Origin of the sequence: Herbaspirillum rubrisubalbicans, assembly GCF_003719195.1 — a bacterium.
GTDB classification, from domain to species: Bacteria; Pseudomonadota; Gammaproteobacteria; order Burkholderiales; family Burkholderiaceae_D; genus Herbaspirillum; species Herbaspirillum rubrisubalbicans.
Map to the genome: position 1 here is coordinate 2,628,485 of NZ_CP024996.1, position 13,583 is coordinate 2,642,067.

6 protein-coding genes are annotated in these 13,583 nt (G+C 64.6%); 1 reads left to right on the forward strand and 5 read right to left on the reverse strand.

Annotated features, from left to right (window positions below):
• Window positions 1-12 precede the first annotated feature (12 nt).
• A complete protein-coding gene (locus RC54_RS11835) occupies window positions 13-402 on the reverse strand; it encodes a hypothetical protein (RefSeq protein WP_061790387.1) in 390 nt (129 codons plus the stop codon).
• Window positions 403-812: 410 nt separating this feature from the next.
• Here RC54_RS11835 and RC54_RS11840 point away from each other — a divergent pair, with 410 nt between their 5' ends.
• A complete protein-coding gene (locus RC54_RS11840; protein WP_164471205.1) occupies window positions 813-2,864 on the forward strand; it encodes a TonB-dependent receptor in 2,052 nt (683 codons plus the stop codon).
• A 183-nt stretch (window positions 2,865-3,047) separates the two neighbouring features.
• On the opposite strand, the gene RC54_RS11845 is transcribed toward RC54_RS11840, so the two are convergent.
• The 4 genes from RC54_RS11845 to RC54_RS11860 are packed head-to-tail and all read right to left on the reverse strand — an operon-like array spanning window position 3,048 to window position 13,573.
• Window positions 3,048-3,812 carry a thioesterase II family protein gene (locus tag RC54_RS11845; RefSeq protein WP_058895442.1) on the reverse strand — a complete coding sequence of 255 codons (765 nt, stop codon included), beginning with the start codon at window positions 3,810-3,812 and terminating at the stop codon, window positions 3,048-3,050.
• Window positions 3,809-5,503 (reverse strand): thioesterase domain-containing protein, encoded by a 1,695-nt coding sequence (locus RC54_RS11850; RefSeq protein ID WP_061790389.1) that lies wholly within the window; start codon window positions 5,501-5,503, stop codon window positions 3,809-3,811. The genes RC54_RS11845 and RC54_RS11850 overlap by 4 nt, the downstream gene beginning before the upstream one ends.
• On the reverse strand, window positions 5,490-6,632 hold the full coding sequence (locus tag RC54_RS11855; protein ID WP_061790390.1) for a Gfo/Idh/MocA family oxidoreductase: 1,143 nt from the start codon (window positions 6,630-6,632) through the stop codon (window positions 5,490-5,492). Before RC54_RS11855 ends, RC54_RS11850 begins: the two co-directional genes overlap by 14 nt.
• Entirely contained in the window at window positions 6,629-13,573 is a 6,945-nt protein-coding gene (locus RC54_RS11860) for a beta-ketoacyl synthase N-terminal-like domain-containing protein (RefSeq protein ID WP_082803194.1), read from the reverse strand. Before RC54_RS11860 ends, RC54_RS11855 begins: the two co-directional genes overlap by 4 nt.
• Window positions 13,574-13,583 lie beyond the last annotated feature (10 nt).

A 13,583-nucleotide genomic window follows, 5' to 3' on the forward strand; every position in this document is an offset into this window, starting at 1 on the left:
AATCCGGCCTGCTCAGGCGGCCAGCCAGTGGTTGGCCTGGGCCAGCGCGGCATCCTTGTCGGCCACGATCTTGTAGGGATAGGGCGAGCGGCTGGACATCACATAAATCAGCGCCTTGCGCCAGAAGGCATTGCGTTTGCGCTCGTCAGGCTCGATGCGCACTGCGCCCAGGCACCACTTGCGTTGTTCGGCCAGGGTGCGTTTGCTCCACTGCGCATACAGCTTCATGAAATGCGCAGAATCGCGCGGCAGCTCCGCCCCGGAAAAGACCAGAACGAATTTCGCGCCGCGCGCCAGCACGGCGTCGAGCTGCGCAATGACGCCGTCGGCGTCGGCGTCGGCGACATGATCGGGCATCTGGTAGTGGACGATGGGCCAGTCGTGGGTGCTGATGATGCTCATCTCGGTTTTCCCTTTTTGTTCATGAGGTGGCGTTGACGTTTTGCCGTGGACGCCTGGAGGACGTGCGAGCGATACTATCAAATTTTGATGCAAATGCGAATCATTATTGTTATTATCTGATTCGCTGTAAATCGTCGTAATCATTCAACCGTGAACTTTTTGATACCAGGAAGGTGTTGCGTAGCGTTCGAGGCCGATGTTCTGGAGCGGGGTGTCATCTGTGCTACCTCGCGTAATTTGCCCGGGGAGGACACTGGCATGCAGATCTCAATAGCGGCATCGGCGCGTAATCTGTTCTTAGCCTTGTTTCTTGCCCGTGAACAGTGGAGAGGGGATCGCATTGGCGTGCTGGCATGCCATCGCGGTCTTCTCAAGACACCTGCAGGTACGAGATTAAGGACAACAAAAACATGTTCCAAAGAAAGCCGATCTGTCTGGCCCTCACCGGGGCGATGACTCTGTATTCGCCGCTGGGCGTGGCGCAGGAGAGTGCTTCGCAAGGGGCCGCCCTGCCCGAGGTGACGGTGCAGGCAAGCAAGCAGGGCAAGACCGAGCAGAAGATCAACGGCTCCATCAGCGTAGTCTCAGGTGCGACGCTGGAGCAAGCCAACGTCAGCCGCACCGATGATCTGCAACGCGCCTTGCCTGACCTGTATCTGCCGCAACAGGGCAACAGCGCGTTCATCACACCGTCGCTGCGTGGCGTGGCCTCCCTCAATACCTACAATCCGGCCGTGGTGATGTATGTGGACGGTGTGCCGCAGTTCGTGACGGCGCAGTCGCAGCTGCTTACCAATGTGGAACAGGTGGAACTGCTGCGAGGCCCCCAGGGCAGCCTGTTTGGCCGCAATGCCGCCGCCGGGGTGATCAATATCGTCACGCGCCAGCCTGACAATGAACTGGCCGGCCATGTCGAAGGTGGGTTTGGCAACCGTGGCCGCCGCACCACCACTGCTTCCATCTCAGGACCGCTGGTCAAGGACTCCCTGTATGGCGAAGCCGTGATTGCTTACGACAGCGCCGACGGCTTCCTGCGTAGCCTCTCCAGTGGGCAGGACAATGTGGGCATGCGCGAGGATGTGGCCGGTCAGGTCAAGCTGCGCTATGCCCCCGTGGGCGGGCCGCTGGACGTGCGTTTCATGGCCAGCCATGAGTGCGTCCGCTCTGCCGAAGACAACTACGTCTCCTACACCAATTTCAGCAACCGGGTCATCCTGGACGGCAACTCCGTACCGGGGCTGGCTACGATGAACTCCTATATGAAGCGCTGTATCGACAACATGTCGCTGAGCGCCGATTACGACTTCAGCGACTATCGCCTCAGCCTGGTCACGGCCCGCAACAAGGTCGATATCCGCGAGCGGCTGCTGGGTGCGCAGGGCAAGTCCATGCCCGAAAGCCAGGAGAGTCTGTCGCAGGAAGTCCGCTTGGCCACCCGCGGCACGGGCCGTGCATGGGATGGCGTGGTGGGCGCCTACTTTGAACACGGTCGCTACAAGCAGCGCAGCAGTTACGTGCTATTCCCGACCTTCGGCACCGACAGCTCGCAGACCACCACCGACTCGGCCGCCGTGTTCGTCGACGGGACCTGGCACGTTACCCCGCGTTGGGATGTCAGCGCCGGTGCGCGCCTGGTGCAGGACAAGGCCGAGACCTCCGGGGTGCTACCCATCGAAGGGGTGGCTGCCTATGCCGCCAGCACCAGCAGCAACAAGGCGCTGGGCAAGTTGAGCACGGGCTATCAGCTCACACCTTCGCTGCGTTCCTACGCCAGCCTCAGCCAGGGTTACAAGCCGGGCGGCTACAATCTCCAGCCGACCAGCGCCAACGACAGCCGCTCCTATCGTCCCGAGACCTCGCTGAACTATGAGATGGGGCTCAAGTTCAACACCCCGGACCAGAAGGTGAGCGCTCGCGCCGCCGTGTTTCAGATCGAAAGCCGCAATACCCAGCTGTACCAGGGCATCGTCGGCAGCCAGTACCTGACCAACGCCGGACAAGCCCGCTCTCGCGGCATCGAAGCCAACCTGTCGGCTGAAGTGTTGCGCAACTGGACGCTGGGCCTGGATGCGCAGGTGGTCGATTCGATCTTCACCGACTATCACGTCAACAGCAGCACCGACTACACCGGCAACAAGCTGCCCTTCGTGCCCCGCTATATCCTGGCGGCCAGCCTGAGCGGCCGCATTGCTACCGACGTGGGCATGGTACGTCCGCGCGTGGCAGCGCGCTACATCGGCCAGCAGCAGTTCGATGCGGCCAATAGCCTGAAGCAGCAGGGCTACATGCTGGTGGATGGCCAGGTGTCGTGGCGCGCTACCAGCAAGCTCGATGTGAGCTTCTACATCAACAATGCCTTCGACAAGCGTTATCTGAACTATGCCGCTACCTCCAACGGACTGAGGTTCGGTACCCTGGGCGAAGGCCGGGAGTTCGGCGTGAAGCTGCGTTACGATTTCTGAGCGGAGCGCAGGGCCAGTTGATCAGCGTAGTCGTGGCGTGATCACTGGTCGAAGCAAGTAAAAAAACAGGCAAAGGCGCAGGCCTTTGCCTGTTCTTGTTTTTGTTGTTGATATTCCGTTTCTATCTTTGCCTTTGTCTTTATCGATGATCGATGTTGATGTCGGGATCAAGCCATCAAATCATCAAACCTTCTCCCTGCCCTGCACCGCCCGGCGTGCAATCTGCTGCCATAGCCCCTGCTGGGCTTGTTCATCGGGGAAATGTGCGCCCGCAATGACCTGCTGGCTGAAGTCCGCTGCTGTATGCATTTGCCACAGCGCCATTTGTGCCGCGCTCACTTCGGGATCACGCTCTCCGACGAAGCTATGCAGCGGGCATTGCAGCGCCGGTCTGGGCTGGTATTGATAGCACTCGGTGATGGCAAAGTCGGCGCGGATGACGGGAAGAAAAAGCGCTTGCAGTTCCGGGTGCGCCAGCAGTGTGGTGCCATTGCCACCCAGTGCCAGCAATTGCTCGACCAGCTCGGCATCGCCCATCTGATGACGCCAGGGCATCGGTGTCGGCAGTTGCGGCGGTCGCCTGCCCGAAACGAACAAGGCCTGCGGTGGCCGACCCTGCGCTTGCAGGGCGCTGGCCAGTTCAAAGCCCAGCAGCGCACCCAGGCTGTGTCCATAGATGGCATAGCGTTCGGGAAGTAGCCCGAGCAAAGCGTGGCTCATGTCCTCGATCAGCGTGAGATGGCTGGTATGCAGGGATTGGCTGCGGCGCGTTCCGTGTCCGGGCAATTCGAGGGGGGCGATGTGGATGCCGTAGCCGGCAAAATAGGCTTGCCAGCTGCGGAAGCTGGCCGCATTGCTACCGGCGTGGTGCAGGCAGAACAAGGTCATGCCACTGCGATGCGTATCGTTGAAGGGCAGGTAGGGGCTGGTTGGTGTGGAAGAGATCATGCGTGTGCTATTTCCTCTGTCCAAGGGCTGGACAGCAGTTGATCGATGCACGCCAGCAGTTGTGGCCGCTGCTGACGCAGGAAGAAGTGGCCGCCCGCCACGGCTTGCGCTGAAAACCGCCCACGGGTGTGGTTGCGCCATTGCAACGCCTGCTCAGGCGTGACCAGATGATCGTCCTCGGCATAGAAGAGCGTGATGGGCGCATCGATGCTGCAGTCACTGGCGCAACAATAGTGTTCGGCCAGCTGGCTGTCGCTGCGCAGGGCCGGCATGACGGTCTGCATCATGTCGGTATGCTGCAGGATATCGGTGGGCGTGCCGCCCAGTTGGGCCACGGCGTGGGCGAACTGGGCCGGCGGCAGGTGCGAAAGCGCTTGTCGTACCGGCACGCTGGGAGCGGGACAGGCCAGCACGATGAGATGCTGCGGCGGTGTTCCCTGGGCGCTGAAGTGACGCGCCAGTTCGAACGCGATTTTGCCGCCCAGGCTACAGCCCAGCAGCGCCCAGGGCTGCTGCACATAGGGCTGTAATACCGCGGCCAGTTGCTGCACCAGCTTGTCCATGTCCACATGGGCGGCTTCGGCCAGCCGGTTCTCGTGCCCGGGCAACTGGAGCGGATGCAGGCTCCAGTGCGCGCTGGCCGACGTCCAGTCCCGATAGATGGACGCGCCGCCGCCTGCATAAGGTAGCGCGAACAGTTGGCAATGACCGGGTCTGGCTTGCATGGCCGGATGACTGAGCGGCAGCCAGCTGCCACCCCGCTCGGCGGGCGTGGCCGGCCGTGGCGTCGGTGGCTGTGTTTGTCGCGGTTGTTGCACTTGTTCCAGCCGCTGGCCGCGCTGGCGCAGCGCTTCCTGCAGTGCAGGGCCAATCGGCTGCGCTCGCCGGGTGCTCTTGCGCCAGTGCTGGATGATGTAGTCGGCGCGGCCCTCTTCCAGAGCGGCAAAGAGGGGCGAGTCGGGGTTGGCCAGATACTGTTGCAGTTCAGCGTGCAAGGAGGGATTGTCCAGCTCCGCCAGGACCTGCTGCAATCGCCGCCACAAATGGGGCGAGGCGCGTCGGCGCGAAGCCAGCACCTCTTGCCTGACCGAGCGGTGCTGCTGCAGCTCCAGGCCGCACAGGGTCAGGGCCTCTTGCAGCAGCGGCAGGCTGTTCTGGTCGATGACGTCGCTGAAACAGAAATAACCCTGCGGGGCCAGGATGCGCTGCACCTGTTCGAAAAACGCCGGCAGGTCGCTGTAGGCGCCCGAGGATTCCATGTTCAGCACTACATCCACACTATTGTCGGGATGCGGCAGGCGGCAGGCGTCCCCCAGCTGGAAGCGCAGGCGCCGCCCCTGGTGTTGCTGGCGGCAGTAAGCGATATTGCTGGGGCTGATGTCGATGCCTATCAGTTGCGTGGGCGCATAGAAACGCTGCAGCAGGGCCAGCGCTCCACCCCGGCCACAGCCGATGTCCATGATCCGTTTGCCATCCAGGGGCGTCTTGCCGATGATTTCCAGCACCAGGCGGGCCTGGCTGTGATTGGGCTCGTGATCCGCGATGCGATGGCAGGCCTGGTCCCTGTCCGGGCAGTCGCTGTGATAGCCCCAGTTCAGATAGTGGGCATGGTCGGCCAGCCCGGCGTGTTCCAGCAGGGTGGCCAGACCCTGGTAGGCCAGCCGGTTGCGGCGATGGTTAGCGTCCAGCATGGGCATGTTCTCTGGCGTAGGAAACGGGATCAGGGAAGGGCGGGCAGGGCGGAGCCAGCTCGGTCATGACGGGCTGGCCGACGGCGCGCATGATGTCCAGCCAGGACTGGCCATGCTGGACCCAGTGCGGACTATCCGGGCTGGGTTCCTGCATGAGTTCGTCCAGCGCCCGGAAGATGGCATGGGGAATGTCCTCTTCGACCGCCTCATTGAGGCTGGGCGCCTGCGCCGGCCCGAAGGTGATGGAGGTGGGCTGGCGGTTATAGCGGCTGCTGCGCAGCGCTTCGCCGTTGAGGAGGTATGAGGCGTCGGCGCCATCCTCCTGATAGTTGGGCGCGTAGATCGGGTGGCTCCAGACTACGGGGCCATAGCTGTTGGCCAGCAGGATATTGCCCTGCGGTCCACCGCAACTGATCCGGTGCATCACCAGACTGTGGTGGTCCAGGTCGCGGTGGTCCAGATAGGTTTGCAGATGCAGGCTCAAGGGAATCCCCGCCAGCACACCCTGCAGCGAGCGAAACGGCCAGGGGTGCGCTGGTCGGGGCAGCGTCTCCAGGCTCAAGGGCGCGCTTACAGCAAAGGGCGCCAAGCCGCCCAGGGCGCGTCCCAGGATATCCAGGCTGGAGTACAGCAGTTGCAGGCTGGTCGTCATCTCGATGAACCACAGCGGCTGTTGCGTCAGGCCCTGGCGCACGTACTGGATGAAGCGCTGGCCGGCGGGCAGATGGGGATACAGCGTATTGATCTGGTACCGCACGCCATGCTCGCGCGCCGTGCTCAAGAGGCGCTGGGTATCGGTGGGGTGCAGCGGATGCTCTTGAAGCACATGGATGCCACGTTGCAGTAATGCGCTGGCCAGCCGTGTGCCATCGCCGCCGACGATGCTGGTCCTCACCGCCACGCAGGCGATATCGATATCTGCGGGTAACTGATCCACCTGCCGGTACAGGGGAATGTCCAGTTGCCGCGCCAGCGCGACCGAGCGCGCACTCCCTCTGGCCAGGATGCCGCACAGCTGGTAGCCCGGTCTTTGCTGCGCCAGCGCCGCCAGGTAGTGTTCGCCGAAACGGGTGCCGCAGACGATGACCTTGTGCGGCGGCCTGGTTGCCAAGTTCTTGTCGGCGTTCATGGGTGGCCTTTCTTGCGCAGCGAAGACAGCCGGGGAAGTTCAGCGGCAAAGGCGGCCATGTCGGCAAGATCGGCCTCGGCCTGGATCAGCGCCGTGGGCGGGCGTTGCCAGTTGTCGGCTGAACGGGCCAGCGCATGCAGGATCGCTTCCAGGCGCAGGATGACAGTCTCGCCGACTTCTTCCGGGAATATCCTGGTGTCGAGGTCGATGTTGTAGAGCAGGGCGCTTTCCTCTTCCAGCACCTGCAGGTGCAGCCAGGTATCGGCTTGGCTGGCGGTTTCGTAGCTGGGCATGCCCAGCAGCGGATCGGACACTTCCGGGATGCTGTAGGCCTGGCGCACGCCCAGTAGGCTGGTCATGGCCACCGGCGGCAGCGCCCCCAGATGGGTGCTGCCCAGGGTGCTGTGCTGATGGTCCTGCAAGACTGCTGCGGGGTCGGGGATGAACAGCTGCAAGCGTTGCTGCAGAGCCTGCTGGCACTGTTGCATGAGGGCCGTGACATGGCTGGCCGTCAGGTCGCAGGGCAGCACGGCGCAGGTGCTGGCATCGAGCATCACGTTCATGATGTGGGCATGCAGCGGCAGGCGATCGGGATAGTCCAGCCGCAGCGAAAAGGCGGACTGTTGCGTCCACGGTTGTAGCGCCATGGCCAAGGCCGCCAGCAGCACTACGGTGCCGCTCACGCCGGCTTGTTCCCCTTGTTGCTTCAGCTGCAGCCAGTCCGGGCGCGCCAGGGTGCGGCGCCACGTCAGCAGCGCAGCACCTGCGCGCTGGCTGGCATGGACCGGCAGTTCGGGCGGCGTGGGATAGCCGGCCACGATGTTGCGGTACTGCTGCAGATGCGACTGCGCCAGGGGGGTCTGGCTCAGTGCTGTTTCGGCATGCAGATAGTCCAGTCCGTCAAAGGCCAGGCTGGGCAGGCCATAGTCGGGATCGTTGATGAGCAGGTGCAGCTCACGCAGCATGATGCGGAAGCTCTCGATATCCACCAGCAGAGTGTGGACCAGCAGATGCAGGCACAGCCGTTCCCCCGGAAGGTGGCTGGCGTGCCACTGGAACAGCGGCCATTCCCCCGGTGCGAAACGATAGCTGCTCAGTCGTTGCCGCAACTGCTGGCGCGCTACCGCCAGGGAGTCGCCCTGCTGCGCCGTCAGATGATGGTGCGTGATGCGCTGGTGTACCTCGGCGACCGGACGCAACTGGCCATCGCTGGCGATGCCGCAGCGCAGGATGGGGTGCCGTTGCAGCAGCCTGTCCCAGGCTTGCTCGAAGCGGGCCAGGGGGAAGGACTCGGTCTTGTCGTATTCGACATAGAGCTGTGGCGGCCGGTCTGCATGTGCCTGTTGCCAGCGCAGCGCGCGCAACCCTTGCAGGCGTGGTGGTGCGGCGCTGGCGGGACGGGCGGTATCGCCATTGTCCAGCAGCCATCCGGGGCGTTGCCGCTCCAGCGCTTGCAGCGCCTGGCGCAGCAGCGGGGTTTCCTGCGCTGGGGCCGGGGTGGCATGGGCTTGCTTCTGGCGTAGTAGTTCGGTGAGGGCCTGCAGATGGCTGGCCTTGAAGATATCTTCGGCAGAGAGATGCACGCCGGTATCGCGCCGGATACTCTCGTTGAGTTCCAGCAGTAGCAGGGAATCCAGCCCCAGCTGGATCAGCGGCGTGAGCGGATCGATCTCGGCCGGTGCGCACTTGAGCAGTTGCGCCAGTTGCTGGCGCAGATAAGGGCCGGTCTGATCTTCTTCGCGCGTCGGTGTGAGCGCTTGCAAGCTCACTTGCGTTGGCCCGTGGGCTTGCGTGCGTTGCTGCGGGATCAGCCCGGCCAGGGCATCAACGAAGCCTTGCAGCGTTTGCGAAGCGAAGGCAGTGCTGGCCGAGATATCGATGCCGTAGCGCTTGTTGAGCCGCTCGCACAATTCCAGCAATAGCAGCGAATCCAGGCCGGACTGGATCAGTTGGCTATGCCCATGCAGGCTGTTGGCATCGCACTTGAGCAGGTCGGCCATGTCTCGCCTTACTTGCTCGAACAGACCAGACCCGGAGACCCCCCGCACATCAGAGACATCAGGCAGACTGGCTTGCACTGTCGGGAGCGCCGCTGCATGGTTGATTCCCACGGCCTCTGCCGGCAAGGTGGAGGCCAGACGGCAGGCCACATACACGGCCTGTTCACCTGCGACCGCCTGTGCCAGCAGGGCGAGCGCTTCACTATTGCGCATGCCCAGCATTCCGCGTTGCGCCAGGGTGCTGGCCAGTACCTGGCGCTGGTCCGGTGCGATGTCGCGCCAGAACCCCCAGGCCAGCGCCACGGTGTCGCAACCGGCCTGGCTACGTTGCTGCGCCAGGCTTTCCAGCAGCGCGTTGGCGCCAGCGTGCGTGGCCTGGCCCGCTGGCGCGAAGGCCGTGGCCGCCGATGAGAAGTAGACCGTCAATTGCGGCGATAGCTGGGTTTCGTACTCGTGCAGCAACAGGGCCGGCAGGTACTTGGTGTTCACCGACGCCTGCCAGCTCGTCGCTTCATAGCGCGCCAGCGGTGCATCGTTGACGACCCCGGCAAGATGGAAGATCGCACCGATGGCCGGGCCCTCGGCCAGCCGTTGCAGCGCGGCGCGGAACTGTGCGGGATCGGTAGCGTCGGCCTGTGCATCGACCTGGATCAGCGCGCCGTCCAGGCTCAGCATCTGCAGCCTTGCCTGCTCGGCGGCAGTGGCGCGTCGGCGTGCCAGCAAGACGATATCGCGCACGCCCTGCTGCTGCAGCCAGTGCGCCAGCGTCAGTCCCATCTCTCCCAGTCCGCCCACGATAACGCATCGGCCCTGGGGTAGGCTGGCGAGCGAGTGCACGCGTGCCGCCGCCAGCTGGCGCTGCCAGAGTTGCTGGCCGCGCTGGGCGATCACTGTCTGTACGTTGCCGTTGGCCGCTGCCAGCCAGGGCAGCATGGCCGTGGTCGGCGGCTGCGATGGGTCCAGTTCCAGATGCAGCGCGTCCAGCGCAGGATATTCATGGCGGGCCACCCCCAGCACGCAGGACAAGGCCTGGCCGGTGCGATGGTGTACGACGTCGTCCGGCCAGACGGCCAGGCTCTGTTCGGTCAGCAGGACCAGCCGCATGGGTTGCGGCCATGCCGCTATTGCCTGGACCAGCACGGCCAGTGCGCCCAGTTGCTGCTGGCTGGCCTGGACTTGTTCTTCAGGCGCGTCGCCAGCCCTGTCATGCGCGCGATAGCACAGCGTGTCGGGCTGATGCTGGGTCAGCAAAGCGATCAGTGCAGCGGTCGTCCAGGAAGCAGGCTGTTCTGGCTGGATCAGCGTGATCCCTGCTGCCTGCAACAGGCGCATCCACGCCGCTGGGCAAGGCTGGGCATCCAGCCACAGGAGCTTGCGCGGCAGCGCGCCGTCTCCCTGTGCATTCTGGGGACAGGGCTGCCATTCCCACTGATACAGAGTCGCCGATGGTTCACCGGAACGCCGCCATGGCTGCGGGAGAGCGGTGACCGGTCGATGTCCCTGCCAGACCATGAGGGCTTGTCCCTGCGCATTGCGCAGCGACAGGCTCTGGTCGGGATGGCGGAACCACTGGCTACTGCCGGTCTGCCGTTGAGGCCAGTATAAGCGGGCGATCTGATGATGATAGGGCGATGGTTCTTGCTGCGGCAGGCTCGACAGCAGGCTGTCGTAGGCGTTGCCTGCGTCGGCCAGCTTGCCGCCGGGCAGGCTGCCTGCGGGCAACTGGCAGGGCAGGGCGCGCAGTTGGCGCAGGCGTGCCGATAACAGCAGGGCGCGTTGTTGCTGTGGTAGCTGTACCGACAGTTGCAAGTGGTCCTGCCACTGTTGCAGGCTTGCCGTCAGCGGCAGCGGTGCGTCGCTGAGGTCGAGATGCCAGCACAGTTGCTCCAGGCAGAGACGCGGGCTGGTCTGGCCGGCATCGAGCCCATCTAGCAGTTGCGCCACGATGGCGCCCGGCGCCAGGTCCGTGAGAGTGATCGGCTGCCCCGGCAGATCCGCCGGGGCAAGGCGCGCCTGGGCATGGCGCGCCAGCAGGATGTGCTCCCCCAGCTTGCTGGCAGCATCATCCGCAGCGGGGAAGGCCGCGAAGTCCTCGAAGCCGGCGTCCTGCAGCGAGGCCTGCCAGATCTCGCGGGAGGCGAACAGCTCGCCGGCGCGTCGGTCCTGTGGATCCAGCGGTGGGACCAGTGGACCGAATACGAAGTCAAACAGGGGTTTGGGCTGGGTGATCTCGCGCATCATGATGATCCCCCCGGGGGCCAGCAGGCCCGCCAGGTTGCGCAGCATGTGACTCAGATGCGGGGCATTGTGCAGCACGTTGGCGGCGACGATGACATCGTATTGCGCCAGCGGCAGCGCCTGAGTGGCGGCGGGCTGGTTCATGTCGAACGGTACGTAGGACATGAAGGGATAGGCCGCGAACTTCCTGGCCGCACGCTGCAGAAATAGCGGCCCGATGTCGGTGAAGCTGTAGTGCTGGCAGCGCCCGGCCGGCAAGGCGGCGAGGATATCGCGCGTGGTGCCGCCGGTGCCGCCGCCGATTTCCAGGATGCGCAGCGGCGCGGGGCTCTGGGCGGCATGGCGGGCCAGCAGGCCGGCAGCCAGTTGGTTGAGGTAACGTGAATAGGGCTGGTCCTGGTACATGTGTTCCACTTCCTCCGTGGAGGCCGCCGGGAATACCACGCTGACCGGGTTCACCTTCAGGCTTAGCATGTCGGCCAGTCGCGGCCCGCTGCGCTCCACCAGTTGCGCCAGATGGTCATAACCGAGCTGGCGCATGGTGGCCAGCCATTCGGCGCTGCGATCTGCCTGCGGCAGGCGCAGGCGGCGGTAGTGCGGCTGGCCGTCCTGGCGCTGGCAACTGAGCTGGCCTGCGCTGGCGAGGTCGCGTAGCAGCCGCGCCAGCAGATTGAGGTAGCGGTCCGGCAGGCCGCTGTCCTGCAGGCATTGACGGGCGCTCTTCCATTGCTCCTCGGACACCACCTTCAGACTGGCCAGGGCCATGCTCACGTAGTGCGCATGCAGGGCGGTGACGCCTTGTTCTTCCAGTGCCAGCTGGCTCAGATCCAGCCCCGCCGCCAGTTCGGCGCCGAGCTGTTCACCGGTCTGGCACAGGTGTTCCCAAGGGGTGGACGTTCTTTCTTCCACAGCGGCGGGCGGCGCACTGTACCAGCAGCGTTCACCCTCGAAGGGGGCGGTGGGCAGCAATTGTCGCTGCCGTGGCGTGCTGCGCAACAGGACATGCGCCTGCCAGTCGGGCTGCGGTTGGCTGAGGATGCCGGCCAGAGCGGCGGCATCGGGGCCGTCAGCACCCATGACCCAGCATTGCGGATGCAGGCTCGCCGGGACTTGTTCGAGGAAACGGTACAGTTCGTCGATCAGCGCCTCCCTGTCCGCGCCGCTCACGGCCAGACGCCAGCCATACAGTTGCCGGTGATGACGGCTGGTGGCGCAGTAATCGGCGAGGTCCAGGGCGGGCGCATCTTCCAGGCGCTGGAGATGGCGCTGCGCCAGCAGGCTCAGTGCGCGCTGGCTGCGGGCGCTGAGCAACAGCACATGTTTGTGCGGCTGTATCGCATCGTCGGCGCTGGCTGCAGTGATCGGCGGGGCCTCTTCCAGCACCACATGGCAGTTGGTGCCGCCGATGGCGAACGAGCTCACGCCTGCGCGACGGGGTGTCTGGCTGTCCGGCCAGGGCAGTAGCACCGGTGGCACATAGAAGGGGCTGTCTTGCCAGTCGATGGCCGGGTTGGGTGTCTCCACGCCCAGGCTGGGCGGGATGTGGGCGTGATGGACCGCCAGCGCCGCCTTGAGCAGGCTGGCAATGCCGGCCGCCGTGTCCAGATGGCCGAGATTGGATTTGACCGAACCGAGGGCGCAATACTGGGCGGCCGAGGTGTGGGGACGCCATGCCTGGGTCAGTGCCCGGACTTCAATGGGATCGCCCAGCGGGGTGCCGGTGCCATGGGCCTCGACCAAGCCGATGTCGGCCGGCGAGACGGCGGCCAGCGACAAGGCTTCGGTAATGACGGCCTGTTGGCCTTCCACCGAGGGGGCGGTAAAGCCGGCCTTGCGTTGGCCATCATTGTTGATGGCCGAGCCGCGGATGACGGCGAGGATGGGATCTCCGTCGGCCAGGGCTCGCTGCAGCGGTTTGAGCAAAACCACGCCAGCGCCGTTGCCGATGGTCACCCCATCGGCCTGGGCATCGAACGGGCGACATTGGCCCTGGGCCGAAAAGATCATGCCGTCCCGGTGCAGATAGCCGCTTTCCTGCGGAAAGCTCAGCCCGACACCGCCGGCCAGGGCCATGTCGCATTCGCCGCTGACCAGTTGCTCGCACGCCATGTGCACCGCCACCAGCGAACTGGAACAGGCCGTCTGCACCGTCAGGCTGGGGCCGGTGAGGTTGAGCTTGTAGGACACGCGCGTGGCCAGGTAATCCTTGTCGTTGCCGATGAGGCGCTGGAAGGTCAGCGGAGAGGAGACCTCCTGGACCTGCTCGAAGCGCCCGGCCGGATAGGTACTCATCTTGCAGGCGCCGAGTACGGCGATGCGATTGTTGCGGCCCAGCGCCTCGGGCGGATAGCCCGCCATTTCCAGGGCTTCCCAGGCGCACATGAGGAAGAGCCGCTGCTGCGGGTCGATGGTTTCGGCTTCCTGGCGCGAGTAGCCAAAGAATCCCCAGTCGAAATGGTCGGCCTGGGGGATCACGGCGGCCACCGGCACGTGGGCCGGATGCTGCGCCATGCCCGTCGCCACACCCGCTGCGGCCAGCGCGGCGGCGTCGAGGCGACGCACCATGTTTTCGCCGTCGGCCAGCTTGCGCCAGAAGGAAAAGAGATCATCGGCATCGGCCATGCGGCAGCCGGCCCCGACGATGGCAATCGGGAAGGTGTCGCCGTAGTGTTCGTTCATGAAGGAGGAGGAAGTAGTGGACATGATCAGGCCC

Coding starts and splice junctions, on each gene's coding strand:
- RC54_RS11835 (WP_061790387.1), bottom strand. CDS start 402: ATGAGCATCATCAGCACCCACGACTGGCCCATCGTCCACTACCAGATG.
- RC54_RS11840 (WP_164471205.1), top strand. CDS start 813: ATGTTCCAAAGAAAGCCGATCTGTCTGGCCCTCACCGGGGCGATGACT.
- RC54_RS11845 (WP_058895442.1), bottom strand. CDS start 3,812: ATGATCTCTTCCACACCAACCAGCCCCTACCTGCCCTTCAACGATACG.
- RC54_RS11850 (WP_061790389.1), bottom strand. CDS start 5,503: ATGCTGGACGCTAACCATCGCCGCAACCGGCTGGCCTACCAGGGTCTG.
- RC54_RS11855 (WP_061790390.1), bottom strand. CDS start 6,632: ATGAACGCCGACAAGAACTTGGCAACCAGGCCGCCGCACAAGGTCATC.
- RC54_RS11860 (WP_082803194.1), bottom strand. CDS start 13,573: ATGTCCACTACTTCCTCCTCCTTCATGAACGAACACTACGGCGACACC.